The following is a 25680-nucleotide window of genomic DNA, read 5'->3' on the forward strand; positions in this document are numbered from 1 at the left end:
TTGGCGAACCGCGAGACCTAGGTGGAGCTTGCGATGTGATGCGCGGTCGGGTTTGCCGATAAGGGCCAGTCCCGGTCCAACCCCGGGCCAGCTTCGGCCCGCGCCGCGCGATCACACCGCAGCGCGGTTCACAGCGCTTCGAAACGGTTGGCTTCGACGTTCTTGCGGACCTTGGCCGGGTCCCAGATCCGCCCGTTCATGGCGATGTAGACGCCGGCCGGCAGCGACTGCACCGCGCCGACCGCGGTGCCGATGTTGAACTCGGCGTCCGAGCCGCGGAACCGCGCCGGGTTCAGCGCGCCGGTCAGGACGATGGTCTTGCCGGGGATGGTGGCGAGCACCTTGGCGGTCTCGACCATGCTGTCGGTGCCGTGGGTGACTAGCACGTGCTGCGCGTCCTGGGCGGCGATCGCGGCGCGGATCAGCTCGCGATCGGCGCTGGTGATGTGCAGCGAATCCTTGCGGATGATCGGAATCACGCTATAGCGGAAAGCCACGCCGAGCTCGTCGAGAATGCGGCCGATCTGCGGTTCGCCGATCTGGTAGTCCGACTTGTCGTCGAAGTAGATCTTGTCGATCGTGCCGCCGGTGGTGACGATGCAGAGCTGGTCCATCGTGGAAGATTCGCGAGGTCGGGGAGACGGCGATTATAGGTCCAGCCGCGCGCGGGCGTTTGCGCGGGCGCGGCGGCGACATCGCGTGATCCGTACCGATAGGTCCGGACGTCGACTGCAGGAGCTGCGTCCGCGTGGATGTCCTTCGCTCACGAGCCGCGACCGCGAAACCTCGTTCTCGCGAAGAACCTCTTCTGGGTGTACCGGCTCCGCTGGTTGCGCGAATGCGCTGGTGGGGTGGTTTGCGAGGGCCGTTGCCACGCCGCATGCGCCCCTGGCGATCAGGATTTCTTGGAAAACCGCGCCTTCACCCCGGCCAAGTTCGCCGCGAAGATCACCGCCAGCGCCAGCGCCACTTCGATCAAGGCGTAGCCGCGCTCGGGTGGCGACGACCAGGCCAGCATGACCCCATGGCAGAACCAGAACAGCGCGAGCACGCCGGCCCAGTACCCGGCGAGGCGGCTGCGTAGGGCGACGCCGAGCGCGAGCAGCGCCGGCGGCAGCACGAACACCAGCAGGCCGGCGGCCAGATGCTCGCGAGGCAGCACGTACCACAGCGAAAACAGCGCGGCCAGGGCGATCAGCGAACCCAGCAGGGTCCAGTGCGCCGCGGCCGAAGTCTGCGCGGGCGGCGCGGCGCCCCGCGGATCGCGTGGCGCGTTCAACGGCTCACCTTGGCGACCAGCTCGGCGACCCGGCGGCCTAGCGCGCGGGCGAGGATCGCTTCGTCCTCGCTGGGCTGCGGATCGTCCTGGGCGCCGGCGACGTGGCTGGCGCCGTAGGGCGTGCCGCCGCCGTGGGTGTGGCTGAGCGCGGGCTCGGTGTAGGGAATGCCGACGATCACGCAGCCGTGGTGCAGCAGCGGCACCATCATTGTCAGCAGGGTGGATTCCTGGCCGCCGTGCTGGGTCGCGGTCGAGGTGAACACCGCCGCCGGTTTGCCGACCAGGGTGCCGCTGGCCCATTCGGCGCCGAGCCCGTCCAGCCAGTGCTTGACCGGCGCGGCCATGTTGCCGAAGCGGGTCGGGCTGCCGAGCACCAGGCCGGCGCATTCGACCAGATCGCGCGCGTCCACGTACGGGGCGCCGTCGTCGGGCACCGGCGGCGCGGCGGTCTGGGTGACTGCGGCCACTGGCGGCACGCTGCGCACCCGCGCGCTGACGCCGTCGACCTCGCCGATCCCGCGCGCGATCTGCCGCGCGAGCCGCGCCACCGATCCGCCGCGGCTGTAGTAGAGCACCAGTACTTCGGTCATTGGATTCTCCTTTGCGGGGGAAGGATAGAGGAATGCGTCGAGGTGGCGTGCGGGCCCTCACCCCAACCCCTCTCCCGCAAGCGGGAGAGGGGCTTCGAATACGCAGCGGCTTCGCAGGCGCGGCGGCTTTGTTCCCTTCTGTGGCTTGCGGGAGAAGGTGGCCCGCAGGGCCGGATGAGGGCACACGGCCCGATCCGACTCAACCGCCACTGCATGCCACCCCCACACCCCATCGGTTACCCTGCGGCGGATGGAACCTTTGGACTCGATCTACCGCTGGGCCGACCGCGTGCGCGACCGCGCGCGCATGAGCACGTTCTTCCGCTTCCTGGCCAAGCGCTTCCTCGACGACAACCTGTTCCAGGCCGCCGGCGCGCTGTCGTACACGACCGTGTTCGCGCTGGTGCCGCTGTCGATGGTGGTGTTCGGCGTGCTCTCGGCGTTCCCGATGTTCGGCGAATGGAGCGATCGCCTCAGCGACTACATCTTCTCCAACTTCGTGCCGTCGGCGGCGCGCTCGGTGGAGAGCTACCTCAAGCAGTTCTCGGCCAACGCCGGCCAACTCACCACCGCCGGCGTGATCGCGCTGGTGGTCTCGCTGCTGATCACCCTCAACGGCGTGGAAACGGCGTTCAACCGGATCTGGCGGGTGCCGTCGGCGCGGCCGCGGCTGGGCCGGTTCCTGGTCTACTGGACCGTGCTGACCCTCGGCGCCTTGATGGCCGCTGCCAGCCTGGCGATCTCGGCGCGCTTTTTCGCCATGGAAGTGTTCGCCACCGAACCGGGCCGCTGGCTGGAGGGTCTGCTGCTGCGCGCCGCGCCGATGGGTCTGGAATGGCTGGCGTTCGCGGCGATCTTCAAGGTCGTGCCGCATCGCACGATCAAGTGGCGGCATGCCGTGGCCGGCGCGTTCCTGGCGATGGTGCTGTTCGAATTGATCAAGGGCGGCATCGGGTTCTACCTGGGCAGCTTCGGCTCGTATTCGAAGATCTACGGCACCCTGGCGTTCGTGCCGATCTTCCTGCTGTGGATTTATCTCAGCTGGGTCGCGGTGCTGCTGGGCGCGTCGCTGGCCTCGTCGATCGCCGCGTTCCGCTATCAGCCGGCGTCGATGCGGCTGCCGCTGGGATTCGAGATGTACGGCTTGCTGCGCCTGCTCGCGCGCTTCAACGAGGCGCGTAAGGACGGCCGCGGCCTGCATGTCGACGAGATCCAGCAGCGCGAACCGATGCTGACCGACGCCCTGGTCCAGCAGATGCTCGAACAGCTCGGCCAGATCAACGTGGTGCGCCGCGCCGAAAGCGGCGAATGGCTGCTGGCGCGCGATCTCGACGACTTGTCGCTGGGCGAACTGTACGAAGCCTGCAACCTGCGCATTCCGATCGCCGAGGCGATGCTGCCGTGCCGCGACGACCTGCTCGGTCAGTCCGCGGTCGCGGCGATGGACGAACTGCGCGTGCCGTTGCGCGCGCTCATGAAACGACGCGTGTCCAGCATTCACGCCGAAGAGGAACGATCCTGATGTTCAGCCCCACCCGCGCCACTTCCCGCCGCGGCCTGCCGCTGCTTGCCGTCGCAATCGCCGCGGCCTTGCTTGCCGCTTGCCAGAAACCCGCCGAATCCGATGCGGCCAAGCCCGCCGATGCCAAGCCCGCCGCGACCGCGCCGGCTGCTGCGCCCACGACCGACAAGCCCGCGACCGACACGCCAGCTTCCGACAAGTCAGCCTCCGACACGCCCGAACTGCGCATCGCGACCATCGACGGCAAGACCTACGACCTGGCCGAACACCGCGGACGCTGGGTGGTGGTGAATTTCTGGGCGACCTGGTGTGCGCCGTGCATCAAGGAAATGCCCGAGCTGTCGGCGCTGGACACGATGCGCGAACACATCGAGGTGATCGGCCTGGCCTACGAGGAAATCGAACTGCCCGACATGCAGGCGTTCCTGAAAGAGCATCCGGTCTCGTACCCGATCGCGATCCTCGACGTGACCGCGCCGCCGGCCGCGTTCGACACTCCGCGCGGTCTGCCGATGACGTATCTGATCGGACCCGACGGCAAGGTCGCCGACAAATTCCTCGGCCCGGTCGATGCGAAGAAGATCGAGGACGCGATCGCCAAGGCCGGTGGGCCGAAACCACTCGAAGCTGAGTCCTCCGAGACGAAGCCTGCAGCGGCAAAGTCCGCAGAAGCAAAGCCCGCAGAAGCAAAGCCTGCGCAAGCCACGCCCACGGCATGAGCGCTGCGCGCTTCTTCGTAACCGGCAAGGTCCAGGGCGTCTGGTTCCGCGCCTCCACCCGCGAGCAGGCGCTGGCGCTGGGCCTGCGCGGCTACGCCAACAACCTGCGCGACGGCCGGGTCGAAGTCCTGGCCGTCGGCGAGGAGGCAGCGATCGAACGATTGGCGCAGTGGCTGGCGCACGGCCCGCCGATGGCGCGGGTGGATGCATTGCTACGCGAGTCAGCGAGCGAGAACGAAGCCGGCGACGGATTCGTCTGCGGCTGAGCGCGGCGTAAGTATCCGGCGACACGCGGCGCATCACGCTGCCGATGAAGTCGCCGATGAACTCGCCGTTCCAGCCGGCCGCCGGCCGCTGGCTACAACGCGCCCAACCGTGTCGCCACCCGGCCGTTGCGCCATTCGCGCTGCGCGTCGATGTGGCCGCTGCGCTCGAGGTATTCGATGATCGAGCGCACCGTCACCACTGGATAATCGCCGGCCAGGCGGGTGCCGATCGGATGATCGGTGAAGGCGACATTGGCGCTGAACAAACCGCCGAGCACGCGCTTGGAATAGGGGATGTGGATGCGGTCGGGACGGAAGCCGTCGTGTTCGGCCGCGCGGTAGGCCTCGCGCCGGTTGTTGCTCAGCCGATGTTGACCGGCCGGTTCGAGCAGGCTGGCGGCGAGGGTTTCCACCACCCAGGCGGTGGAGTTCTGATAGTCGGCGCTGCCGGGCCGCGCGATCAGGTTGTAATGCGGTTGATGCAGCGCGCCGCGTGGCAATGCGCGCAGGTACTCGGCCAACCGCTGCGCTTGTTCGGGCCGCAGCCAGACGATGCGCGCGTCCTGGTTGACCAGATCGTCGGCGAAGAAATTCACCAATCCTTGCGTGTACAGATTGGAGCGGTCGCTGCCGCATTCGTTGAGCAGATGCACCGCGGTCCAGCGCCCGGCCGGATGATCGCGCACGACGAAACCGACATGGCTGTAGACCAGTCCTTGCGCCGACAGGTCGGTGCCCACGCGCGCGACCAGCGCGGCCGGCGCGTCGCGTTGCTCGAGCGCGGCGGCGACGGTCAATGCGGTCTGCGCGGCCGCGGCGGCGCTTTGCGGGCTGATCGTGGCGTTCTCGCAGCGAGTGCCCGCACGTCCTTGTGTGGGCAACAGCCCCGATACCACCACTGCCACTCCCAGCGTGATGGCCAGCTTCCTGCCGGCCGCCGGCGTCCTGCCAGCCACGAAGGTTCGAACTAGGAACGAGAACAGGTTCTTGCAGGTGGCGCTCATGCACGCCGCGCTGATTGACGCCGCGCCCATGCAAAGCGAATTCATGCGCTGACCCGCGCGCTGTGGATCAGCGCGCGCGCGGCGGCGTCGGGAACGAAACAGATCGCATGGCCGGCGGCGTCGCTGATCAACCAACCGGCCGCGACCACCGACACCACCACCGAGGCGCCGACCGCGAGGCCCAGGTCCTTGGCCGCCTTGGCCGACAACATCACCACGAACGAGGCACCCGCGCCGGCCGCGGACACCGTCACCGCGACGCCCTGCGCACTGGCGGCGACGCCGGTGACCGAAAATTTGGCGCCCTGCGACAAAGCATGCGCCGCCGCCACCGGCACTTCGACCGAGGCGTTGAGACTGGCTTCGGACTGGCGGCTGACCGCGTCCGATTGCCCCGCCGCCCTTGCCGGCATCCCTGCCAGCAAGCCTGCGACGGCCAAACCCATCAGGACCCGGGGGAGCATGCGTTCGGCAATCCGTGGCATTCGAGCAACCTGGTCCTGATGTGGAGCCAACCCTCGGCGCGGCCCGAGGCGATTGCAACAATCATCGACAAAGTGGCTCGGACTGGACTGCCTGGTAGCGTATTGTGATACCCCATGGCCCTCTCTTTAGAACTCGTCGACGCCCTCAAGCGCTTTCTGCGCGCCCAGGACCTGACCTATCGCGATCTCGCCGTGCGGCTGAAGCTCAGCGAGGCGGCGGTCAAGCGGATGTTCTCGCGCCGGGCGATGAGCCTGCAGCGGCTGGAGGAGGTGTGCGAGGTGCTCGACATCGGCCTGGCCGAGCTCAGCGCCGAGTCCGCGCGCGGACGCGCGCCGATGGCCGCGCTCAGCGAGGCGCAGGAGCAGGCGCTGGTCGACGAACCGGCGCTGCTGCTGGCCTTGTTCCTGACCTTGAACCGCTGGAAGCAGGCCGACGTCCAGGCCCATTTCAATTTCGACAACGCGCAGTGGACCGCGCTGCTGGTGCGGCTGGACCGGCTCGGCATCATCGAACTGATGCCAGGCAACCGCGGCCGGCCGCTGACCGCGCGCAATTTCCGCTGGCGCGCCGACGGGCCGATGGAGCGCTATTTCCGTCATCGCCTGCTCGGCGATTTCTTCGCCGACCCGTTCGACGGCGAGCAGGACGTGCTGCTGTTGCTCAGCGGCGCGCTGAGCACCGCCGGCATCCGTCAGCTCAAGCAGCGGCTGGGCGAGGTCGCGCGCGAGTTCGACGCCTTGCTGGCGCGAGATGCGTCGCTGAGCGCGCAGGAGCGGGTCGGGGTGAGTCTGGTGCTGGCGCAGAAGCCGTGGCTGCTGCAGTTGTTCCAGCCGTATCGGCGGTCGCAGGATGGGTAAGGGTTGGATGTGCGTGGGCGTCGGATGCCGAACATCCAATAGTCCGTGATCCATCAGGCCGTCATCCCTCAGGTCGTCATCCACCAGACCGTCATCGCGTAGACCGTCATCCCTCGGACCGTCATCCCCGCGAAGGCGGGGATCCAGAGACTTCAGCGTGATGCGAAGGGTCTTGCCTGAAAGGCCTGCGTCTTCGTCGGATGTCACTCCGACGCGTTTACCTTCGCGTAGCCGAACATGGAGAGCTTTATCGATCGCGACATAGCGCTGAAGTCTCTGGATCCCCGCCTTCGCGGGGATGACGAGCAAAAGCGTGTCGCGTGTCGGCCTAGGCTGTAAACCTCGAACCTCGAACCTCGAACCTCGAACCTCGTCCCGAATCCCGAATCCCGAATCCCGAATCCCAAAACAGCCTACTTCCCACGCCCAATAGGCTTGAGCACCCCGAACTTCTCCTTCGACGGCTTGCCCTTCAGTGGCGGGAACTCAAGCTCGGTCTCCGGCAGCTTCGTCTCCGGCAGCCGCGACAGCAGATCGCGGATCAGGCTCAGCCGGCCCTGGCGCTGATCGTTGAAATCCACCAGCGTCCACGGCGCGTGTTTGCTGTGGGTGGCTTCGAGCATGACCTCGCGCGCCTTGGTGTAATCGTCGTAATGCTTGCGCGCTTCCAGGTCGATCGGCGACAGCTTCCAGCGCTTGAGCGGGTCGTTCAGCCGTTCGGCGAAGCGCTCCTCCTGCTCTTCCTGGTCGCAGCACAGCCAATACTTGAACAGCACGATGCCGTCGTCGGTCAGCAGCTTTTCGAACACCGGCGCCTGCTTGAGAAAGGCCTTGACCTGCTCGGGCTTGGCGAAGCCCATGACGCTTTCGACGCCGGCGCGGTTGTACCAGCTGCGATCGAACAGGGCGATCTCGCCGGCCGCGGGCAGGTGCGGCACGTAGCGCTGGAAATACCACTGACCGCTTTCGCGTTCGCTGGGCTTGGACAACGCGACGACGTGGCATTGGCGCGGGTTGAGGTGTTCGGACAAAGCGCTGATCGCGCCGCCCTTGCCGGCGGTGTCGCGGCCTTCCAGCAGCACCACCACGCGCTTGCCGTGGTGCTGCACCCAGCGCGCCATCGCCGTCAGATCCAGTTGCAGCGCTTCGAGCTGCGCCTCGTAGTCCTTGCGCTTGAGTCCGCTCATCGTCTGGCCTTTCTCGATCCGGTGGATTTCGCCGCGGGTTTGCCGGCCGCGCCGCGCTTGGTACCGGCCATCGCGGTGGCCACTTCGAGCAGCGCGCCCTGTTGCTTGGTGCTCAGCGCGCGATACGCCGCGAGCAGGTCGTGTTCGCCCTGGGTGCGGGCCGGGTCCAGGGTGCTGGCCAGGTCGGCGAGCAGGGCGCCGGCGGGGACGCCGAACGCGCGCGCGAGCGCATCGACCTGATCGCGGCCGGGCAGCTTGTCGCCGCGCAGCCAGGCGCTGACGGTGGCCGCGCCGGCGCGCGGGATCGCGGTGGCCAGGTCGGTGACGCTCAGGCCGCTGGCCTTGGTCAACAAACGCAGGGTGGTATCGAGCGACATGCCGATCACTCCTTGAGGCGGGGACGCAATGTGGCGAGGTTGCACGGCCGGGTGCGCGCGTCGAGCTGCGCGCTGACGATCTTTTCCCAGGCGGTGCGGCAGGCCGAGGTCGACCCCGGCAGGCAGAACAAAAAGGTCGCGTTGGCCAGACCGGCGAAGGCGCGCGATTGCAGGGTCGAGGTGCCGATCTCCTCATAGCTGATCGCGCGGAACAGTTCGCCGAAGCCCGGCATTTCCTTGTCCAGCAGCGGCAGCAGCGCCTCGGGCGTGGAATCGCGGCCGGTGAAGCCGGTGCCGCCGGTGACCAATATGCCGTCGACGCCTTCGTCGGCGATCCATTGCGACACCGCCGCGCGCAGCTTGTAGCGGTCGTCGGGCAACAGCTTGCGTTCGACCAGGCGATGGCCGGCATCGGTCAGCGACTGGATCAGGTAATCGCCGGAACTGTCTTCGGCCAGGCTGCGGCTGTCGGATACGGTCAGCACGCACAGGTTCAGGGGGATGAAATCGCGTTCTGCGGTCATGGACGGAGCCTAGCGCAAATGATGGCGGGGGACGTTAGAGGCATGTGCGGAATGGTTCGCGTCGAGGACCAGCGCTAACGCGCCGGCCCCTGCAGAACGGTGGGCGCCTCGCCCTTGCGCTGCCGCCGCGCCATCGCCATCGTCATCGCGGCAAAATCGACCGCGAACCCGTCCATGTCGAACAGGCCGCTGTCGCGGCGACGCTCGGCCAATTGCCTGCGCACATCGGCCAGCGCCTCGCGGTCGTTGCCCAGGGCGATCGCGCGGGCGACGAAGGCGTCGTCGTCGGCCATGTTCATCGACTCCATGCCCAGATGATGGTTGAGGCTGCCGGCCACGCGCGCGGCGAAGGTCGCGCCGGGTCGGGTCAGCAACGGGCAGCCGGCCCACAACGCGTCCGACGCGGTGGTGTGGGCGTTGTAGGGGTTGGTGTCGAGAAACAGATCGGCATGGCGCAATCGCGCCAGGTAGTCGGCATGCGGCTGTTTGCGCATGAACACCAGCCGCTCCGGCGCGAGCCCTTGTTGCGCGGCGAATTCGCGCAGGCGCTGGTCGGCGCGGCCGGGTCCGGACATCAGCCACAGCACGCTGCCGGGCACGCCGCGCAGCACCGCCAGCGCGCGCGCCATGCTGTGCGGGTTGAGTTTGTAGCTGTTGTTGAAGCAGCAGAACACCACCGCGTCCTCGGGCAGGCCGCAGTCGCCGCGCGGCGGCGGCAGTGGCAGTTCGCGGCGGGTGTCGGACGGCTGGAAACACCGCGGCAGCCAGGCCACGGTTTCGCTGAAATCGGCGGCCAGTGCCTCGGGCAACACGTAACGGTCGGCGAGCACGTAATCGATCCACGGCGCGCTCGAGGTGCCCGGGTAGGCGAGCCAGTTGACCTGCACCGGCGCCGGTCGCATCGCCAGCACTTCCGGCGCGCCGCCGCCGCCCCAGCCGCGCAGGTCGAACAGCACGTCGATGCCGGCGCGGCGGATGGTGGCGGCAACTTGGTCGTGCGGTTGCCGGCTGACGTCGTGCATCACCGCGACCGCGTCGTGCAGGCGGCGTCGGATCGGGCTGTCGTCGTCGTCGTTGAGCGCGAACAACTGCACCTCCAGCCCGCCGCGTTTGCGCAGCGCTTCGAACAAGGCCACGGTCAGCAGGCCGGTGGGATGCGCGCCGAAGCCGTTGGACAGGAAACCGGCGCGTATCGGCGCGGCCGGGTCCTTGGCCGGCGCCGGCAGCAGCGGCCGCACCACGCCCGCGATCTGCGCCGCGCGCAGTCCGGCGCAGCGGCGCTGTTCGGCGGCGCTGGTGTCTTCGCTGAGAAACGCGAACGGCTCGACCGAGGCCTCGCTGTGCGCGACCGCGTCGCGCACCTGGCGGGCGAGCGCGTCCAGGTCGGTCCAGTCGCACAGGCGCCGGCGCCAGGCGAGCAGGTAGGCCGCGAACTGCGCATGCCGCGGCGCCAGCGCATGCGCGTGCGCATACGCGGCCAGCGCGCCTTCGCCGTCGCCGATGTCCTCCAGCGCATGCGCCAACCACACCGCGATGCCCGGGTGCTGCGGCGCGCTGCGCGCGGCCGCGCGCAGGCTGGTGACCGCTTGTTCGCGCTGGCCCAGCATCCATTGCGCGCGGCCCAGCCGCGCCAGCGCTTCGGGATGGCCCGGACGCAGGCTCAGCGCGCGCCGCGCCGCGGCTTCGCCGCCGCGCGCGTCGCCGGCGTCGAGTTCGTAATCGGCCAGGCTGACCCAGCCCATGGCGTCGCCGGGATTGACTTGCAGCGCGCGGCGCAGGTCGGTGCGTGGATCGTTCATGCGATGCGAATCCGGCCCAGGTTCACGCCAACGCGGCCGGCTGCAGCGGCAGCTGGTAGCGCTGGGTGCCGTCGAAGCGCTGCCAACCCGCGGCGTCGTACAGCGCCTGCGCGCCGAGGTTGTCGTGGTTGGTTTCCAGTTCCAGCCGCGCCGCGCCGTCGGCGCGCGCGAACGCCGCGGCCGCGTCGAGCAGCGCCTGGGCGACGCCGCGCCGGCGCGCATGCGCTTCGACGAACAGATCGTTGAGCACCCACACCCGAGCCGCGCGCACCGAGGAGAACATCGGATACAACTGGGTGAAGCCGGCGCCGTCGTCGCCGTCCAGCGCGGCCAGCAGCAGCACCGAATCGCCGCGGCTGAGGCGTTCGCCGAGGAAGGAGCGCGACACCGCCTCGTCGAAACGCTGGGTGTAGAAATGCCGGTAACGGTCGAACAGCGGGGCGAGCAGGTCGAGGTCGTCGAGACCGGCGCGGCGGACAGTGAGGCTCATGAAGAAGTCGGTCCGGCGGGAGATGGCCGATTATGGCCGCTGGGGCCGCGTAACGTCATGACCCGGCATCGTGCATCGGCGCGAGGTGTGTGCGCCATTGCCCGATGCGACCACTCAGTCGCGCGCAATCGTCGCCGTAGCTGCCTGTAGGAGCGGCGCGAGCCGCGACCGCGAAACCTCACATGGATCGCATGCTCAGTGGCGCGATCGGCCCCAGCCCCTGTAGGAGCGGCGTAAGCCGCGACCGCGACATCTTGCATGCGTCGCAAGCCTGATGTCGCGGTCGCGGCTTACGCCGCTCCTACCCATGGTGCGCGGTTTTGCCGGTGATGCGGGCGCGGCTGGGGCCTGCGAGGTTTCTTGGGTTATTGGTCGACTGCGAAACCGCACAGGCGTTGCAAGCGCGGTAGCGCGGTCGCGGCTCGCGCCGCTCCTACAGGGGGCTCACGGTGTTGCCGGCGATCGGGTGCGCGACTTAACTCGCCGACAAGCGCGCCAGTTCGTCGGCCTGATGCTCGTGGATCAGCCGTCCGATCAAACCGTCCAGGTCGCCGGCCACGATGTTCGGCAGGTCGTACAGGGTCAGGCCCTCGACGCGGTGGTCGGTGATCCGGCCCTGCGGGAAGTTGTAGGTGCGTATGCGCTGGCTGCGGTCGCCGCTGCCGACCTGCAGGCGCCGGTCCTGCGCCTGCGCGGCCGCGGCCTTGGCCGCCGCGGCATCGGACAGCATCGCCTGCAGGCGCTTGAGCGCCTTGTCGCGGTTGGCGTGCTGGCTGCGTTCGGTCTGGTTCTCGACCACCACGCCGCTGGGAATGTGGGTGATGCGGATCGCCGATTCGGTCTTGTTGACGTGCTGGCCGCCGGCGCCGGAGGAACGAAAGGTGTCGACCTTCAGATCGGCCGGGTTGATCTCGATCGGCTCGCCCTCGGGCTCGACCGCGATGATCGCCACCGTCGCGGCCGAGGTGTGGATGCGGCCCTGCGATTCGGTTTCCGGCACGCGCTGCACGCGGTGGGTGCCGGATTCGAACTTGAGTTTCGAATACGCGCCACGGCCTTCGACCCGGCCGATGATTTCCTTGTAACCGCCGTGTTCGCCGGGGTTGGACGATTCGATCTCGACCTTCCAGCCCTGGCGCTCGGCATAGCGCGCGTACATCCGGAACAGGTCGCCGGCGAAGATCGCCGCCTCGTCGCCGCCGGTGCCGGCGCGCACTTCCAGATAGAGGTCGCCGTCGTCGCGCGGATCTTTCGGGATCAGGTGCGCGAGCAGTTCGACATCGAGCTGCTCGAGCCGCGCCTGCGCGGCGACGATTTCCTCGTCGGCCAACTCGCGCAACTCAGGGTCATTACGCATCGCCTCGGCCGCGGCGAGGTCGGCCTTGGCCCGCGCTTCCTCGGCCAGCGCGATCGCGACCGGTTCGAGCTGAGCGAATTCGCGCGACAGCTTGCGGAAGCGGTCGTTATCGCCGATCACGCCCGGATCGCCGAGCAGCCGTTCGAGTTCTTCGCGGCGTTCGACCAGGGCTTCGAGTTTGCGGCGCAGGGTGGGAGTCATGGAGGCCGGGATTCGGGAGTGGGGATTCGGGATTGGCAAAAGCACATGCACAAGCGAGCGAGAGTGTCGCTAAGGCTCGTCCGAATCGGCTTTTTCGAATCCCGAATCCCGAATCTCCAATCCCAACGCGGGAAACATCTTGTCCGCCGCCCGCGCCAACTCCGGATTGCCGGTCAGCGCGGCTTCGCGCAATGCGATGGTCGGCGCGTGCAGCAGGCGGTTGGTCAGGGTGTGGGCGAGGAAGTTGAGCACTTCGGCCGGATCCTGGCCGGATTGCAATTGCTGCCGCGCCTTGGCCAGCACTTCTTCGCGCGCGGCTTGGCCGTGATCGCGCAGGCGCTTGATCGGCGCGGTGCGGGTGCTCGCGGCCAGGGTTTCGACGAAGCGCGCGACCTGCAGGTCGACGATGGCTTCGGCCTCGGTCGCCGCTTCGCGGCGGCCGCGGCGGTTGTCTTCGATCGAGCGTTCCAGATCGTCGACGGTGTAGAGGAACACGTCCTTGAGCTCGGCCACGTCCGCGGCGATATCGCGCGGCACCGCCAGATCCAGCAGCAGCATCGGCCGGTGCTTGCGCGTGGCCAGGGCGGCGGCGACCTGCGGCTTGCGCAACACCGGTTCGCGGCTCGCGGTCGCCGACAGCACGATGTCGGCCTCGCCCAGGTGACGGTCGAGTTCGCTCAGCGGCAACGCGACGCCGCCGTGGCGGGTGGCGAGGTCCTGGGCGTGGGCGAGGGTGCGGTTGGCGATCAGCAAGCGCTTGGCCTTCGCCTGCACCAGATGCCGCGCCGCCAGTTCCACCGTCTCGCCCGCGCCGATCAGCAGCACGGTCGAATCGTCCAGGCGCGCGAACGATTCCTGCGCCAGCCGCACCGCGGCCGAGGCCACCGACACCGGGTTGGCGCCGATGCGGGTGTCGGTGCGCGCACGCTTGGCGGTCGAGAACGCTTGCTGGAACAGACGATCGAGCTGACTGCCGAGGGTGCCGGCGGCGCGCGCGCTGGCCCAGGCGTCTTTCACCTGGCCGAGGATCTGCGGTTCGCCGAGCACCAGCGAATCCAGCCCGGTCGCGACCCGGAACAGATGCCGCACCGCATCGGCGTCGCGATGGCGATACAGATACGCATGCAGATCGCCGGCATCGTCGGGATGCGTGGCCAGCCACTGCGCCAGCGCATCGCCGCCGTCCTCGGCCACCGCGTACAGCTCGGTGCGGTTGCAGGTCGACAGCAACGCGACCTCGCGCACCGGCGCCAGCGCGCGCAGCGCGGCGAGCGCGGACGCGATCGCGTCGCCGGAAAACGCCACGCGTTCGCGCAGGCTGACCGGTGCGGTCTGATGATTGATGCCGAGGACGAACAAACTCATGACAGACCGCGGCTGAAGGGACGAAAGCCGCTCGCGCGCATGCCGCGTGCGACCGGGGCGCGGACACGCGCGACCGCCATCGCAAGGCTGCGAAAAAGTTTCATCGGGCGGTGGGCGGCGCGGGACATCGGTTCAGGTGCTTGCGATAAGCTGCGGGCTGCTGAAGGCCGCCATTCTACCGGCCCACTGGTCTCGCCGTGGTTCTCTACGATTCGATTTGCTCGATCGGTCCAATAGACAGAACTAAACGTAAGCCGGCCGCGGTTGCGGCCCATCCCCACCGCCGGCTGCCGGTCGCTGTGCTGAGCGTGGTCCTGGCGCTCGCCTCGGGCGCGGTCGGCGCCGCCGCCACGCCGATCCAGCCGTCCGCCGCCGCGCTCGCCGCCGCGCGCGCGCAGATGCAGGCCCGGGCCGCCAAAGACCCGACCGGCGCATCGCTGGAATCGCTGCTCAGCGGTGAATTCTCGCTGCAGGCCGGCAAGCTGAACGATGCTGCCACCGCCTATTTGAAGGCCGCGCGCGCCGCCGGCGACCTGGCTCTGGCCGAGCGCGCGACCACCATCGCCATCGTCGCCAAGCAGGACGCGACCGCCGCCGAATCGCTGGCGCTGTGGCGCAAGCTCGGCGGCAAGGGCCCGACGCTCAACGCCGCCGAGGCGACCCTGGCGCTGCGCCGGGGCGACGAGCGCGACGCGCTGCGTCAGCTCAACAGCCTGATGAGCGGCGACCCCGACACCGGCTGGCGCCAGGCGCTGGGCGTGCTGACCGCCGGGTCCAAGACCCCGCAGCAGGCCGGGCGCATGCTCGAGAAGATCATCGACGGCGGGCAGATGCCGCCGCGCAATCTCATGGCCTGGGTCGCTTTCGGCGGCCTGGCGCAGCGGCTCGACCAGCCCAAGCTGACCGAACGCATCGTCGAGGAAGTGGTCAAGCGCTTCCCCGGCGAGCCGCGGGTCGGCCTGCTGCGGGTCAGTCAATTGCGCGAGGACGGCAAGACCGAGCAGGCCCAGCAGTTGCTGTCGACCCTGGTGCCGCTGGCCGACAGCGACAACAATCTGCGCGCGCTGATCGCCGAGCAGTACGAAGGGCTCAACGACTTCCAGAACGTCGCCGCGGTGCTCGCGCGCGGCCCGCAGGACGAGCAGACCTATGCCTTGCGCGCGTCCTACCTGGCCCGCGCCGAGGACAAGCCGACCCTGACCAAGCTCTACGACGAACTGCGCGCCGACGCCGCCAAGCCCGACCCGGCGCGGCGCCTGCTGCTGGCGCAGATGGCCGAATTCCTCGAGCGCAACGAAGAAGCGCTGAACTGGTATCAGGGCGTGCCCGGCGGTTCGCAGCGCTCGATCGCGCGCCTGCGCAGCGCCAACGTGCTGCACAAGCTCGGCCGCGGCGAAGAGGCCTACGCCAGCCTGCGCGCGATCCAGTCCGATGCTTCGGCTGAGGACGAAACCCGTCGCGACGCCTACATTCTGGAAGCCAGCCTGCGCGCCGAGGACAAGAGCGACAGCGGCGAAAGCGACGCGTTCGCACGCGGCTTGGCCGCGTTCCCGGACGAACCGGAAATCCTCTATGCGCGCGCCCTGAGCTGGGAGCGCCGCGACGACGTGGCCCGCGCCGAAGCCGATTTCCGCCGCATTCTGGTCGCCGAACCCGACAGCGTGGCCGCGCTCAATGCGCTGGGTTACACGCTCGCCGATCGCACCACCCGCTATCAGGAAGCGCTGGAACTGATCGAACGCGCGCGCACCGCTGAGCCCGACAATTCCGCGATCATCGACAGCTACGGCTGGGTGCTCTACCGCCTGGGCCGGGTGCAGGAAGCCGAGACCGAACTGCGTCGCGCGCTGACCTTGCAGAAGGACGCCGAGATCGCCTCGCACCTGGCCGAAGTGCTGTGGGAAAGCGGGCGCCGCGACGAGGCGCGCAAATACTTCGAACAGGCGCGCAAGATCGATCCGGAAAATCGCTCGCTGCTGCGGGCGTTGAAGAAGTACGGGCTGTGATGGTCGGTTCGGTCGCAGTGATGGCTAGCGCGCGCGCGGTGCTGACCCGCGCGGCGGTGATCGCGGTGTTGGCGCTGGGGTTGAGCGCCTGCGTGGGCGGCGCGGTCAAGCGTCCAACCGGCGAAACCGTCGTGCCCGCCGCCGATGCCGCGCAGCGCGAAGCCGCGCGCGCGCAGCGGGTGCGCGCGGGCAGCGAGTGGTCGCTGACCGGCCGCATCGCCGTGTCGAACGCCGGCAAGGGCGGCAGCGGCCGGATCGAGTGGACTCAGCATGGCGAGCGTTTCGAAGTCGCGCTCAGCGCGCCGGTGACCCGGCAAAGCTGGCGATTGGCCGGCGGCCCCGGCGAAGCCCGCCTGGAAGGGCTGGAAGGCGGCCCGCGCAGCGGCGACAACGCCGCCGCCCTGCTGCTGGAAACCACCGGCTGGGACATTCCGGTCGAAGCGCTGGGCAATTGGCTGCGCGGTCTGCCGGCCGAAGGCGTCGCCGCGGCGAAACTGACCCCCGGTCCGGACGGCCGTCCGCTGTCGATCGAGCAGGGCGGCTGGACCATCGCCTACCAGTGGCCCGCCAGCGGCGATCTGCCGTCGCGGCTGGATGCGCGGCGCGCGAACGCGCGGGTGCGTTTGATCGTGGACAAATGGCAGGGTGGCGCGGCCGCTACGCCGGTCGCCTCTCGCGATAAGGGCTGGGAGTCTTTGCAGTCCAACGTCGTCAAATTGCGCAATGAACTCACCACGCTGAACCTGGACGATCCGGCCGGCGACGCACGCGCCGACCTGGCGCAAGGTCGTGCGCGATTGATCGGTATGTGCGGTTTTTCCTGCGTGACGCCTGGTCTTGAGCGCGGCGACAGCGAGGGCGTCGACGGCGTCCACTATCTCGACGGCACCAGTGACGTAATCGAAGGCGACGAGCACGCGCGACTGCTGGAGCAGGCCACGGGCTACGCGATCGCTTACAACCAGTCGCTGGTCGCGGGCCTGAAGGCGAATGCGGCCAGCGATGCGACCGCGGCGCACGCCGCGTCTGCTTCCCGCTGAACGGGTTTTTTCGTAATGCCGCCCATGTCCCAGTCCGATGCCGGCGCCAACGCCGCTCCCGTCGACGATCACAGTGACGGCCGCGCGTGGTCGCTCTGGCCCGCCCCGGCCAAACTGAACCTGTTCCTGCGCATCGTCGGCCGCCGCGCCGACGGCTATCACCTGCTGCAGACCGTGTTCCGCCTGCTCGACTGGGGCGACACCATCCACCTGCGGCCGCGCGCCGACGGCCGCGTGGTCCGCCACGGCATCTCGGTGGCGGGCGTGGCCGAGCACGACGACCTCACCGTCCGCGCCGCGCTGTTGCTGCAAAAAGAAGCCAACAGCGCCCAAGGTGCCGACATCCTCATCGAAAAGTGCATTCCGGCCGGCGGCGGTTTTGGCGGTGGTTCGTCCGATGCGGCGACCGTGCTGGTCGCGCTGGACGCCCTGTGGGGCACCGATCTGGGCGTCGACCAGCTGGCCGAGCTCGGCCTGCGGCTGGGCGCCGACGTGCCCGTCTTCGTTGGCGGTGAGAACGCCTGGGCCGAGGGCGTCGGCGAAAGCCTGCGTCCGATCGAACTGGCGCCGGCCTGGTACGTGCTGGTCGATCCGGGCGTTCACGCGCCGACCGCGGCCTTATTTCAATCTGCCGAATTGACGCGGGATGCCGCGCCCGCGACAATATCGGACTTCGTTTCGGGTAAGCCGCTCGGGAATGCGTTCGAGCCGGTTCTGCGCAAGCGCGAAACAGCTGTAGAAGCTGTCTTCGCCGCCTTGTCGCGGATCGGTTCGCCGCGTCTGACCGGCTCCGGCAGCGGTTGCTTCGTCGAGTTCGCCACGCGCGAAACCGCCGAGGCGGCGCTGCTGGAACTGCCATCCGGCCTTCGGGCCTGGACGGCGGGCGGAGCAGGGCGTTCGCCGCTGCATGCCGCACTCGAGACCAGGTTTCCGCAGGGGCGTCGCCAAGAGGCCCAAGGCACCAGGTTTTGATCCTGGCATTCGTAGGTTCGAATCCTACCGCCCCTGCCATTTTAGGGATTGGAGATTTGGGATTCGCGATTCGCAAGCCGCCGCGCTTTGACGAATCGCGAATCCCAAATCCCGAATCCCGGCCTTAAAACCGCCACGGTCAGAGCGAAGCGGAGAAGTACAGTGCAAAACGATCGCAACCTGCTGGTATTCAGCGGCAATGCCAACCGTCCTCTCGCCGAGGCGGTGTGCAAAGAACTCGGCATCCGCATCGGCAAGGCCCTGGTCGGGCGCTTCTCCGACGGCGAGGTGCAGGTCGAGATCGAAGAAAACGTGCGTCGCCAGGAAGTGTTCGTCATCCAGTCGACCAATGCGCCGACGGCGGAAAACTTCATGGAGCTGCTGGTCCTGATCGACGCGCTCAAGCGCGCATCGGTGGCCAGTGTGACCGCGGTGGTGCCGTACTTCGGCTACGCCCGCCAGGATCGCCGCCCGCGCTCCTCGCGCGTGCCGATCACCGCCAAGGTCGCGGCCAAGATGTTCAGCGCGGTCGGCGCCGATCGGGTGCTCACGGTCGATCTGCACGCGGATCAGATCCAGGGCTTTTTCGACATCCCGGTCGACAACGTCTACGCCTCGCCGCTGCTGCTCGCCGACATCTGGCGCGCGCACGGCACGGATAATTTGATCGTGGTTTCGCCGGACGTCGGCGGCGTTGTCCGCGCTCGCGCGATCGCCAAGCGCCTGGACGACGCGGAACTGGCGATCATCGACAAGCGCCGCCCGCGCGCCAACGTCGCCACGGTGATGAACATCATCGGCGACGTGTCGGGCAAGACCTGCGTGCTGGTCGACGATATCGTCGACACCGCCGGCACCTTGTGCGCCGCCGCGGCGGCGCTGAAGGCGCAGGGCGCGCAGAAAGTCGTCGCCTACTGCACCCACCCGGTGCTGTCGGGCGCGGCGATCGACAACGTAACCAAGTCGCAGCTGGACGAGCTGGTGGTGACCGACACCATCCCGCTGACCGCCGCGGCCCGCGCCACCGGCCGCATCCGCCAGCTCAGCGTCGCCGAGCTGCTGGCCGAAACGATCCGCCGCATCGCCTTCGGCGAGTCGGTCAGTTCGTTGTACGTGGATTGATTTGCCCGGGATTGGTGATTCGGGATTGGTGATTCGCAAGAGCGGCCGCGCGGCCGTTGCTGCAACGAATCCCCAATCCCGAATCGCCAATCCCAGCTCCAAAAGACTCATCTGGTCGCGGGTGAGTCTCCATAAGCCGCCGCGAGGCGGTCCTAACGCTGCAAAGTGAGTAAAAACCAATGTCCGAACACACCATCAAGGCCACTGGCCGCAACGTCGAGGGGAAGGGTGCGAGCCGCCGCCTGCGTCGTGCCGCCAGCATCCCGGCCATCATCTACGGCGGCAAGAATCCGCCGCAGGCGATCCAGCTCGACCACGAGAAGATCTGGCTGGCCAGCCAGCACGAGTGGTTCTACTCCTCGATCCTGAGCCTGGAACTCGACGGCAAGACGCAGGACGTGCTTCTGCGCGACATGCAGCGTCATCCGTTCAAGCAGATCATCATGCACTTGGACTTCCAGCGCGTTGATGCCAACCAGACCATCCGCGTCGCGGTGCCGCTGCACTTCCTCAACGAAGACAAGTCGCCGGCCGGCAAGGCCGCCGACGTCGTGGTCACCCACGAGCTCAACGAAGTCGAAGTCAGCTGCTTGCCGAAGGACCTGCCGGAGTTCATCGAGATCGACCTGTCGGCGCTGACCGTCGGCGACATCGTCCACCTGTCGGAGCTCAAGCTGCCGAAGGGCGTCGAGATCCCCGAGCTGAAGCTGGGCAAGGAACACGACGTCGCCGTCGTGATCGCCAAGCACGGCAAGGAAGAAGTCGAAGAAGCCACCGACGCGCCGGAAGCCGATGTGCCGGCCGCGAAGGTCGCCAAGAAGGACGAAGACAAGAAGTGATCGCCTGCCGGCGCGCCCTGACCGGCGCGCCGGTTCGCGTTCGCGGACTGTTGTGATCCATGGCGGGACTGCGCCTGATCGTCGGCCTCGGCAACCCGGGGTCGGAATACACCCGGACCCGGCACAATGCCGGGTTCTGGTTTGTGGACGCCTTGAACGAGAAGTTCGGCGGCCGCTTCGGCCTGGAATCCAAGCTGTTCGGCGAGACCTCGAAGATCGAGATCGGCGGGCGTCCGGTGTGGCTGCTCAAGCCGGCCACTTTCATGAACCTGTCGGGCAAGTCGGTCACCGCGGCGCTGCGCTACTGGAAGATCGAGCCCGAAGAGGCGCTGCTGGCGCACGACGAGTTGGATCTGTCGCCGGGCACCGCGCGGCTCAAGTTCGACGGCGGCCACGGCGGTCAAAACGGCCTGCGCGACACCATGCAATTGCTCGGCCACGGCAAGTTCCACCGTCTGCGGGTCGGCATCGGCCATCCCGGCCACAAGGACAAAGTCACTTCCTGGGTGCTCGGCCGTCCCGGCAAGGACGACGAAGCCACCATCCTGCGCGCGATCGACAACGCCATCGACGTGATGCCGCTGGCGGTGCAGGGCAACTTCATGGATGCGATGACGCAGTTGCATACGAGCAGGGATTAGGGATTGGGGATTAGGGATTCGGAAAGCGCGGCTGTTCGAATCCCTAATCCCGAATCACCAATCACGGATCGTCATGGGCATCAAATGCGGCATCGTCGGCCTGCCCAACGTCGGCAAGTCGACTCTCTTCAACGCGCTGACCAAGGCCGGTATCGCCGCGGCGAATTTCCCGTTCTGCACCATCGAGCCCAACGTCGGCGCGGTGCCGGTGCCGGATCCGCGTCTGAACGCGCTGGCTGAAATCGTCAAGCCGCAGAAGCTGATTCCGACCGCGGTCGAGTTCGTCGACATCGCCGGCCTGGTCGCCGGCGCGGCGAGCGGGCAGGGCCTGGGCAACAAGTTCCTGGCCCACATCCGCGAAGTCGACGCGATCACCCATGTGGTGCGCTGCTTCGAAAATCCCGACGTCATCCACGTCAACAACAAGGTCGATCCGATCGCCGATATCGACACCATCGATACCGAGCTGGCCCTGGCCGACCTGGAAAGCGTCGAGAAGGCCTATCAGCGCGCCGAGCGCTCGGCCAAGACCGGCGACAAGGAAGCCGCGGCGCGCAAGGAAGTGCTCGGCCGCGTGCGCGAGGGCCTCAACGCGGGCACCGCGGCGCGCGCGCTGAAGCTGTCCGACGACGACAAGGCGGCGCTGCGCGACCTGTTCCTGCTGACCCTCAAGCCGGTCATGTACGTGGCCAACGTGCTCGAGGACGGGTTCGAGAACAATCATCACCTCGACGCGGTGCGCGCGCGCGCCGCGACCGAGGGCGCCCAGGTGGTGCCGGTGTCGGCCGCGATCGAGGAAGAGCTCAGCCAACTCGACGACGAGGACCGCGACACCTTCCTGGCCGACCTGGGCCTGGCCGAGCCGGGCCTCAATCGCCTGATCCGCGCCGGTTACGAATTGCTGGGCCTGCAGACCTACTTCACCGCCGGGGTCAAGGAAGTGCGCGCCTGGACGGTCAAGGCCGGTTCGACCGCGCCGCAGGCCGCCGCGGTGATCCACACCGACTTCGAGAAGGGCTTCATCCGCGCCGAAACCATCGCCTACGACGATTTCATCAAGTACAAGGGCGAGGCCGGAGCGCGCGATGCCGGGCGTCTGCGCCTGGAAGGCAAGGAATATCGCGTCCAGGAAGGCGATGTGTTGCACTTCCGGTTCAATGTCTGAGTACACTATGCGGCCGAGTCGGGCCGATGCGTGTCGCCGGGGCGGGACGAAAATTTTTCAGGCTTGTATGTGAAAACGCGTTGACAACCTGAAGAACGCACCCCAGAATTACGGGCTCTTTGGAGGGATACCCAAGCGGCCAACGGGGGCAGACTGTAAATCTGCTGGCTTACGCCTTCGGTGGTTCGAATCCACCTCCCTCCACCAGAATATCGGTGGCGCGACGATCGAAAGTTCGGCGCGGTTCCAAGGTACGGTTTCAAGTTAAAGTTCCAACGCTGTAATGGCTGTACGCGGCGCGGGAGTAGTTCAATGGTTAGAGCCTCAGCCTTCCAAGCTGATAATGCGGGTTCGAATCCCGTCTCCCGCTCCATTGAATCCACTCTTGGCGGCCCCCATTGCAGCAAGGCCCGTTGATCGGGTCGCAACACCCAGCTTTACGCTCACGTAGCTCAGTCGGTAGAGCACCTCCTTGGTAAGGAGGAGGTCGAAGGTTCGATTCCTTTCGTGAGCACCATCCAACGCAACACAAGGCTGCTTTACCAACAGCCGCCGCGACATACAGACCCACAAACGAGAAGCGACAGCCATGGCTAAGGGTAAATTCGAGCGCACCAAGCCGCACGTCAACGTCGGCACCATCGGTCACGTCGACCATGGCAAGACCACGCTGACCGCCGCGCTGACCAAGGTGGGCGCCGAGCGTTTTGGTGGCGAGTTCAAGGCATACGACGCGATCGACGCGGCGCCGGAAGAGAAGGCGCGCGGCATCACGATCTCGACGGCGCACGTGGAATACGAATCGGCTTCGCGTCACTACGCGCACGTCGATTGCCCGGGCCACGCCGACTACGTGAAGAACATGATCACCGGCGCGGCGCAGATGGACGGCGCGATCCTGGTGTGCTCGGCCGCTGACGGCCCGATGCCGCAGACCCGCGAGCACATCCTGCTGTCGCGTCAGGTCGGCGTGCCGTACATCGTCGTGTTCCTGAACAAGGCCGACATGGTGGACGACGCCGAGCTGCTCGAGCTGGTCGAAATGGAAGTGCGCGAGCTGCTGACCAAGTACGACTTCCCGGGCGACGACACCCCGATCATCCACGGTTCGGCGCGTCTTGCGCTGGAAGGCGATCAGAGCGAAATCGGCGTGCCGTCGATCCTGCGTCTGGTCGAGGCGCTGGACACCTTTATTCCGCAGCCGGAGCGTGACGTCGACAAGCCGTTCCTGATGCCGGTGGAAGACGTGTTCTCGATCTCGGGCCGCGGCACCGTGGTGACCGGCCGTATCGAGCGCGGCATCATCAAGGTCGGCGACGAAATCGAAATCGTCGGTATCCGCGCGACCCAGAAGACGACGGTCACCGGCGTCGAAATGTTCCGCAAGCTGTTGGACCAGGGTCAGGCGGGCGACAACGCCGGTCTGCTGCTGCGCGGCACCAAGCGTGACGACGTGGAGCGCGGCCAGGTGCTGTGCAAGCCGGGCTCGATCAAGCCGCACACCGACTTCGAAGCCGAAGTGTATGTGCTGTCGAAGGACGAAGGCGGCCGTCACACCCCGTTCTTCAAGGGCTACCGTCCGCAGTTCTACTTCCGCACCACCGACATCACCGGCGCTTGCGAGCTGCCGGAAGGCGTCGAGATGGTGATGCCGGGCGACAACGTGAAGATGGTAGTCACGCTGATCAACCCGGTGGCGATGGACGAAGGCCTGCGCTTCGCGATCCGCGAAGGCGGCCGCACCGTCGGCGCCGGCGTGGTGGCGAAGATCATCAAGTGACGATTTGACCCGGGCGCGCTTGCGCGCCCGGCTTTGTCAAATCGTCATCCCCGCGGAAGCGGGGATCCATCTCCAAGATCTCGGCGATGGATGCAAGCCCAAGCGAACGGCGGGCCGGCAACCCGGTCCGCCTTCGTTGTTTCAAAGCGTCGTGTTTTCGAACACAATGCACAACCGGCCGGCCCGCGCCCACGTAAGGCGCCGACCTGGACCGAACACTTCAAAGACGTACGCCAGTAGCTCAATTGGCAGAGCAGCGGTCTCCAAAACCGCAGGTTGGGGGTTCGAGTCCCTCCTGGCGTGCCACTCGATACCGAGTCGGGTCGGACGATCCGGCGACTGGAAGGCATTGAAAGGGCCGCGCATCGGATGGGCGGGCTTTCGCGAGGGAATCGCCCCGAGATGAACAGTAAGGCCGAACAACATAAATCCGGCGGCGCCGGTGACATCGTCAAGTACGCGCTGGCTCTGCTGCTTGCGGCTGGCGGTGTGTTCGCCTACCTCTGGTTCGAGAATTGGAGCGGCCCGCTGCGCAGCGGCGCAGTCGTCGTCGGCCTGCTGGCTGGCGCCGCGGTGTTCATGCTGACCGCCAAGGGCGCGCAGACCCGCGAGTTCCTGTCCGAATCGCGGTTCGAACTGCGCAAGGTGGTCTGGCCGACCCGCGAAGAAGCACTTAAGACCACTTGGGTCGTCATGATCGCAGTGGCCATCCTTAGCCTGATCCTGTCCGGTTTCGACTGGGTAATCCAGGGCGCGGTCAAATTCCTGCTGTCGCGCTGAGGAGACGACCGACTTGAATACGCAAGAAAACAAACGTTGGTACGTGGTCCACGCCTATTCCGGCTTCGAGAAGTCGGTGGCGCAGGCGCTGCGCGATCGCATCGTGCGCTTCGAAATGCAGGACCGCTTCGGCGACGTCCTGGTCCCGACCGAAGAAGTCGTGGAAATGCGTTCCGGCCAGAAGCGCCGTTCCGAGCGCAAGTTCTTCCCGGGCTATGTCCTGGTGCAGATTTCCACCCACGACGAAGCCGGCATTCCGCGGATCGACAGCGAAAGCTGGCATCTGATCAAGGAAACCCCGAAGGTCATGGGTTTCATCGGCGGCACCGCCGATCGTCCGCTGCCGATCCAGGACAGCGAAGCCGACCGGATTCTGCAACGCGTTCAGGAAGGCGTCGAGAAGCCGCGTCCGAAGGTGCTGTTCGAGCCGGGCGAGATGGTTCGCGTGGTCGACGGTCCGTTCGTGGATTTCAACGGCGTGGTCGAGGAAATCAACTACGAGAAGAGCCGCCTGCGCGTCGCAGTGCTGATCTTCGGCCGTTCGACCCCGGTCGAGCTGGAATTCGGGCAGGTCGAAAAGGCCACCTGAGCAAGGTGCCGATCCGGCAGGGTAGCCCCGCCGGATCGCTCGCCCACAGTCGTTCAGCTTCCAGGCCCGGTCTTGCCGGGTCTTGGTCTATGGGGCCGTCTATGGGATCCCATAAAAACCTGATATAGTGCGCGGCTCGCTGCCGAGTGCGGCGGACCCAAATCATCCAGCTGCCCCCTCTCACAAGGACCGGGGCGGCTGTGTGCGCAAGCAAAACGCGAAGCCGGAACGCGCGATTTCCGGCCCGATGGGGAGCCTGAGGTTCAGGCGCTAGCACCCGGAGAGAAACCAACATGGCAAAGAAAGTAGTCGGCTACATCAAGCTGCAGGTAAAGGCCGGTCAGGCCAATCCCTCGCCGCCGGTCGGTCCCGCGCTGGGTCAGCGCGGCCTGAACATCATGGAGTTCTGCAAAGCGTTCAACGCGGCGACCTCCAAGCTCGAGCCGGGTCTGCCGACGCCGGTCATCATCACGGCCTACTCGGACCGTACCTTCACCTTCGTGACCAAGTCGACCCCGGCTTCGGTGCTGCTGAAGAAGGCCGCGGGCATCACCTCCGGCTCCAAGCGCCCGAACACCGACAAGGTGGGCAAGGTCACCCGCAAGCAGCTCGAAGACATCGCCAAGGCGAAAGAAGCCGATCTGACCGCGGCCGATCTGGATGCGGCGGTGAAGACGATTGCGGGCTCCGCCCGCAGCATGGGTCTCGTGGTGGAGGGCTAAG

General features: G+C 67.2%; 26 protein-coding genes, 5 tRNA genes and 1 pseudogene. 20 read left to right on the forward strand and 12 right to left on the reverse strand.

Going from position 1 to position 25680, the window contains the following annotated elements; all coding sequences use genetic code 11:
* Nucleotides 1–128: 128 nt before the first annotated feature.
* From AC3A4T_RS22660 to wrbA, 3 genes are all read right to left on the reverse strand, one after another.
* Nucleotides 129–614, reverse strand: coding sequence for an asparaginase domain-containing protein (locus AC3A4T_RS22660; RefSeq protein ID WP_487677476.1), 486 nt, complete (start codon nucleotides 612–614; stop codon nucleotides 129–131).
* Between the two features lie 281 nt (nucleotides 615–895).
* Entirely contained in the window at nucleotides 896–1279 is a 384-nt protein-coding gene (locus AC3A4T_RS22665) for a DUF2069 domain-containing protein (RefSeq protein WP_487677477.1), read from the reverse strand.
* Nucleotides 1276–1869: an NAD(P)H:quinone oxidoreductase gene (gene wrbA, locus AC3A4T_RS22670; RefSeq protein WP_487677478.1), complete on the reverse strand. Its 594-nt coding sequence runs from the start codon at nucleotides 1867–1869 to the stop codon at nucleotides 1276–1278. Before wrbA ends, AC3A4T_RS22665 begins: the two co-directional genes overlap by 4 nt.
* 250 nt (nucleotides 1870–2119) lie before the next feature.
* Between wrbA and AC3A4T_RS22675 the strand changes: the two genes are divergently transcribed.
* From AC3A4T_RS22675 to AC3A4T_RS22685, 3 genes and pseudogenes are all read left to right on the forward strand, one after another.
* The gene (locus AC3A4T_RS22675; RefSeq protein ID WP_487677479.1) at nucleotides 2120–3391 is read left to right on the forward strand and encodes a YihY family inner membrane protein; all 1272 of its coding nucleotides are present in this window, start codon (nucleotides 2120–2122) and stop codon (nucleotides 3389–3391) included.
* Nucleotides 3391–3999: pseudogene (locus tag AC3A4T_RS22680) on the forward strand (TlpA family protein disulfide reductase); the annotation flags it as partial. The gene AC3A4T_RS22675 and the pseudogene AC3A4T_RS22680, both read left to right, overlap by 1 nt.
* A gap of 107 nt (nucleotides 4000–4106) precedes the next feature.
* The gene (locus tag AC3A4T_RS22685; RefSeq protein ID WP_487677480.1) at nucleotides 4107–4376 is read left to right on the forward strand and encodes an acylphosphatase; all 270 of its coding nucleotides are present in this window, start codon (nucleotides 4107–4109) and stop codon (nucleotides 4374–4376) included.
* Between the two features lie 92 nt (nucleotides 4377–4468).
* On the opposite strand, the gene AC3A4T_RS22690 is transcribed toward AC3A4T_RS22685, so the two are convergent.
* Both AC3A4T_RS22690 and AC3A4T_RS22695 read right to left on the reverse strand, forming a co-directional pair.
* Entirely contained in the window at nucleotides 4469–5380 is a 912-nt protein-coding gene (locus AC3A4T_RS22690; RefSeq protein ID WP_487677481.1) for a DUF2145 domain-containing protein, read from the reverse strand.
* A gap of 41 nt (nucleotides 5381–5421) precedes the next feature.
* Nucleotides 5422–5844, reverse strand: a complete 423-nt coding sequence (locus AC3A4T_RS22695; protein WP_487677482.1) for a hypothetical protein — start codon at nucleotides 5842–5844, stop codon at nucleotides 5422–5424.
* 135 nt (nucleotides 5845–5979) lie between these two features.
* Between AC3A4T_RS22695 and AC3A4T_RS22700 the strand changes: the two genes are divergently transcribed.
* A complete protein-coding gene (locus AC3A4T_RS22700; RefSeq protein WP_056113203.1) occupies nucleotides 5980–6723 on the forward strand; it encodes a helix-turn-helix domain-containing protein in 744 nt (247 codons plus the stop codon).
* A gap of 413 nt (nucleotides 6724–7136) precedes the next feature.
* Here the strand turns inward: AC3A4T_RS22700 and ppk2 are convergent, their stop codons facing one another.
* The 7 genes from ppk2 to hemA all read right to left on the reverse strand — a co-directional run bounded on the left by ppk2 (nucleotide 7137) and on the right by hemA (nucleotide 14023).
* On the reverse strand, nucleotides 7137–7910 hold the full coding sequence (gene ppk2, locus AC3A4T_RS22705) for a polyphosphate kinase 2 (protein ID WP_487677483.1): 774 nt from the start codon (nucleotides 7908–7910) through the stop codon (nucleotides 7137–7139).
* Nucleotides 7907–8287: a helix-turn-helix domain-containing protein gene (locus AC3A4T_RS22710; protein ID WP_483585416.1), complete on the reverse strand. Its 381-nt coding sequence runs from the start codon at nucleotides 8285–8287 to the stop codon at nucleotides 7907–7909. The genes ppk2 and AC3A4T_RS22710 overlap by 4 nt, the downstream gene beginning before the upstream one ends.
* 5 nt (nucleotides 8288–8292) lie before the next feature.
* On the reverse strand, nucleotides 8293–8811 hold the full coding sequence (gene moaB / locus AC3A4T_RS22715; protein WP_487677484.1) for a molybdenum cofactor biosynthesis protein B: 519 nt from the start codon (nucleotides 8809–8811) through the stop codon (nucleotides 8293–8295).
* Nucleotides 8812–8885: 74 nt separating this feature from the next.
* On the reverse strand, nucleotides 8886–10610 hold the full coding sequence (locus AC3A4T_RS22720) for an O-linked N-acetylglucosamine transferase, SPINDLY family protein (protein ID WP_487677485.1): 1725 nt from the start codon (nucleotides 10608–10610) through the stop codon (nucleotides 8886–8888).
* Nucleotides 10611–10632: 22 nt separating this feature from the next.
* Nucleotides 10633–11100, reverse strand: coding sequence for a GNAT family N-acetyltransferase (locus tag AC3A4T_RS22725; RefSeq protein ID WP_487677486.1), 468 nt, complete (start codon nucleotides 11098–11100; stop codon nucleotides 10633–10635).
* A 475-nt stretch (nucleotides 11101–11575) separates the two neighbouring features.
* On the reverse strand, nucleotides 11576–12658 hold the full coding sequence (prfA, locus tag AC3A4T_RS22730) for a peptide chain release factor 1 (RefSeq protein ID WP_487625953.1): 1083 nt from the start codon (nucleotides 12656–12658) through the stop codon (nucleotides 11576–11578).
* A gap of 69 nt (nucleotides 12659–12727) precedes the next feature.
* Nucleotides 12728–14023: a glutamyl-tRNA reductase gene (gene hemA / locus AC3A4T_RS22735; protein ID WP_487677487.1), complete on the reverse strand. Its 1296-nt coding sequence runs from the start codon at nucleotides 14021–14023 to the stop codon at nucleotides 12728–12730.
* Nucleotides 14024–14421: 398 nt separating this feature from the next.
* On the opposite strand from hemA, the gene AC3A4T_RS22740 reads away from it, so the two are divergent.
* The 16 genes from AC3A4T_RS22740 (at nucleotide 14422) to rplK (ending at nucleotide 25679) form a co-directional block, all read left to right on the forward strand.
* Nucleotides 14422–16029, forward strand: a complete 1608-nt coding sequence (locus AC3A4T_RS22740) for a tetratricopeptide repeat protein (protein ID WP_487677525.1) — start codon at nucleotides 14422–14424, stop codon at nucleotides 16027–16029.
* A 20-nt stretch (nucleotides 16030–16049) separates the two neighbouring features.
* Nucleotides 16050–17069 carry a lipoprotein insertase outer membrane protein LolB gene (gene lolB, locus AC3A4T_RS22745; RefSeq protein WP_487677488.1) on the forward strand — a complete coding sequence of 340 codons (1020 nt, stop codon included), beginning with the start codon at nucleotides 16050–16052 and terminating at the stop codon, nucleotides 17067–17069.
* Between the two features lie 24 nt (nucleotides 17070–17093).
* Nucleotides 17094–18041: a 4-(cytidine 5'-diphospho)-2-C-methyl-D-erythritol kinase gene (ispE, locus tag AC3A4T_RS22750; RefSeq protein WP_487677489.1), complete on the forward strand. Its 948-nt coding sequence runs from the start codon at nucleotides 17094–17096 to the stop codon at nucleotides 18039–18041.
* Nucleotides 18004–18080, forward strand: a tRNA-Gln gene (locus AC3A4T_RS22755). The genes ispE and AC3A4T_RS22755 overlap by 38 nt, the downstream gene beginning before the upstream one ends.
* A 123-nt stretch (nucleotides 18081–18203) precedes the next feature.
* Nucleotides 18204–19163, forward strand: a complete 960-nt coding sequence (locus AC3A4T_RS22760) for a ribose-phosphate diphosphokinase (RefSeq protein ID WP_036111835.1) — start codon at nucleotides 18204–18206, stop codon at nucleotides 19161–19163.
* Nucleotides 19164–19342: 179 nt separating this feature from the next.
* Nucleotides 19343–20002: a 50S ribosomal protein L25/general stress protein Ctc gene (locus tag AC3A4T_RS22765; RefSeq protein WP_487677490.1), complete on the forward strand. Its 660-nt coding sequence runs from the start codon at nucleotides 19343–19345 to the stop codon at nucleotides 20000–20002.
* Between the two features lie 59 nt (nucleotides 20003–20061).
* Nucleotides 20062–20643 (forward strand): aminoacyl-tRNA hydrolase, encoded by a 582-nt coding sequence (pth, locus tag AC3A4T_RS22770; RefSeq protein ID WP_487677491.1) that lies wholly within the window; start codon nucleotides 20062–20064, stop codon nucleotides 20641–20643.
* A 73-nt stretch (nucleotides 20644–20716) separates the two neighbouring features.
* Nucleotides 20717–21808, forward strand: a complete 1092-nt coding sequence (gene ychF, locus AC3A4T_RS22775) for a redox-regulated ATPase YchF (RefSeq protein ID WP_487677492.1) — start codon at nucleotides 20717–20719, stop codon at nucleotides 21806–21808.
* A gap of 121 nt (nucleotides 21809–21929) precedes the next feature.
* Nucleotides 21930–22015: transfer RNA gene (locus AC3A4T_RS22780), tRNA-Tyr, on the forward strand.
* A gap of 91 nt (nucleotides 22016–22106) precedes the next feature.
* A tRNA-Gly gene (locus tag AC3A4T_RS22785) sits at nucleotides 22107–22181 on the forward strand.
* A gap of 68 nt (nucleotides 22182–22249) precedes the next feature.
* Nucleotides 22250–22325 (forward strand) — tRNA-Thr (locus tag AC3A4T_RS22790).
* 72 nt (nucleotides 22326–22397) lie between these two features.
* Nucleotides 22398–23588: an elongation factor Tu gene (gene tuf, locus AC3A4T_RS22795; protein WP_046657641.1), complete on the forward strand. Its 1191-nt coding sequence runs from the start codon at nucleotides 22398–22400 to the stop codon at nucleotides 23586–23588.
* Between the two features lie 230 nt (nucleotides 23589–23818).
* Nucleotides 23819–23894, forward strand: a tRNA-Trp gene (locus AC3A4T_RS22800).
* A 96-nt stretch (nucleotides 23895–23990) separates the two neighbouring features.
* Nucleotides 23991–24368 (forward strand): preprotein translocase subunit SecE, encoded by a 378-nt coding sequence (gene secE, locus AC3A4T_RS22805; protein ID WP_487677493.1) that lies wholly within the window; start codon nucleotides 23991–23993, stop codon nucleotides 24366–24368.
* Between the two features lie 13 nt (nucleotides 24369–24381).
* On the forward strand, nucleotides 24382–24957 hold the full coding sequence (gene nusG, locus AC3A4T_RS22810) for a transcription termination/antitermination protein NusG (protein ID WP_036115415.1): 576 nt from the start codon (nucleotides 24382–24384) through the stop codon (nucleotides 24955–24957).
* A 293-nt stretch (nucleotides 24958–25250) separates the two neighbouring features.
* Nucleotides 25251–25679 (forward strand): 50S ribosomal protein L11, encoded by a 429-nt coding sequence (gene rplK / locus AC3A4T_RS22815; RefSeq protein WP_036115418.1) that lies wholly within the window; start codon nucleotides 25251–25253, stop codon nucleotides 25677–25679.
* Nucleotide 25680 lies beyond the last annotated feature (1 nt).

The organism is Lysobacter sp. Soil_N_51 (genome assembly GCF_057655755.1).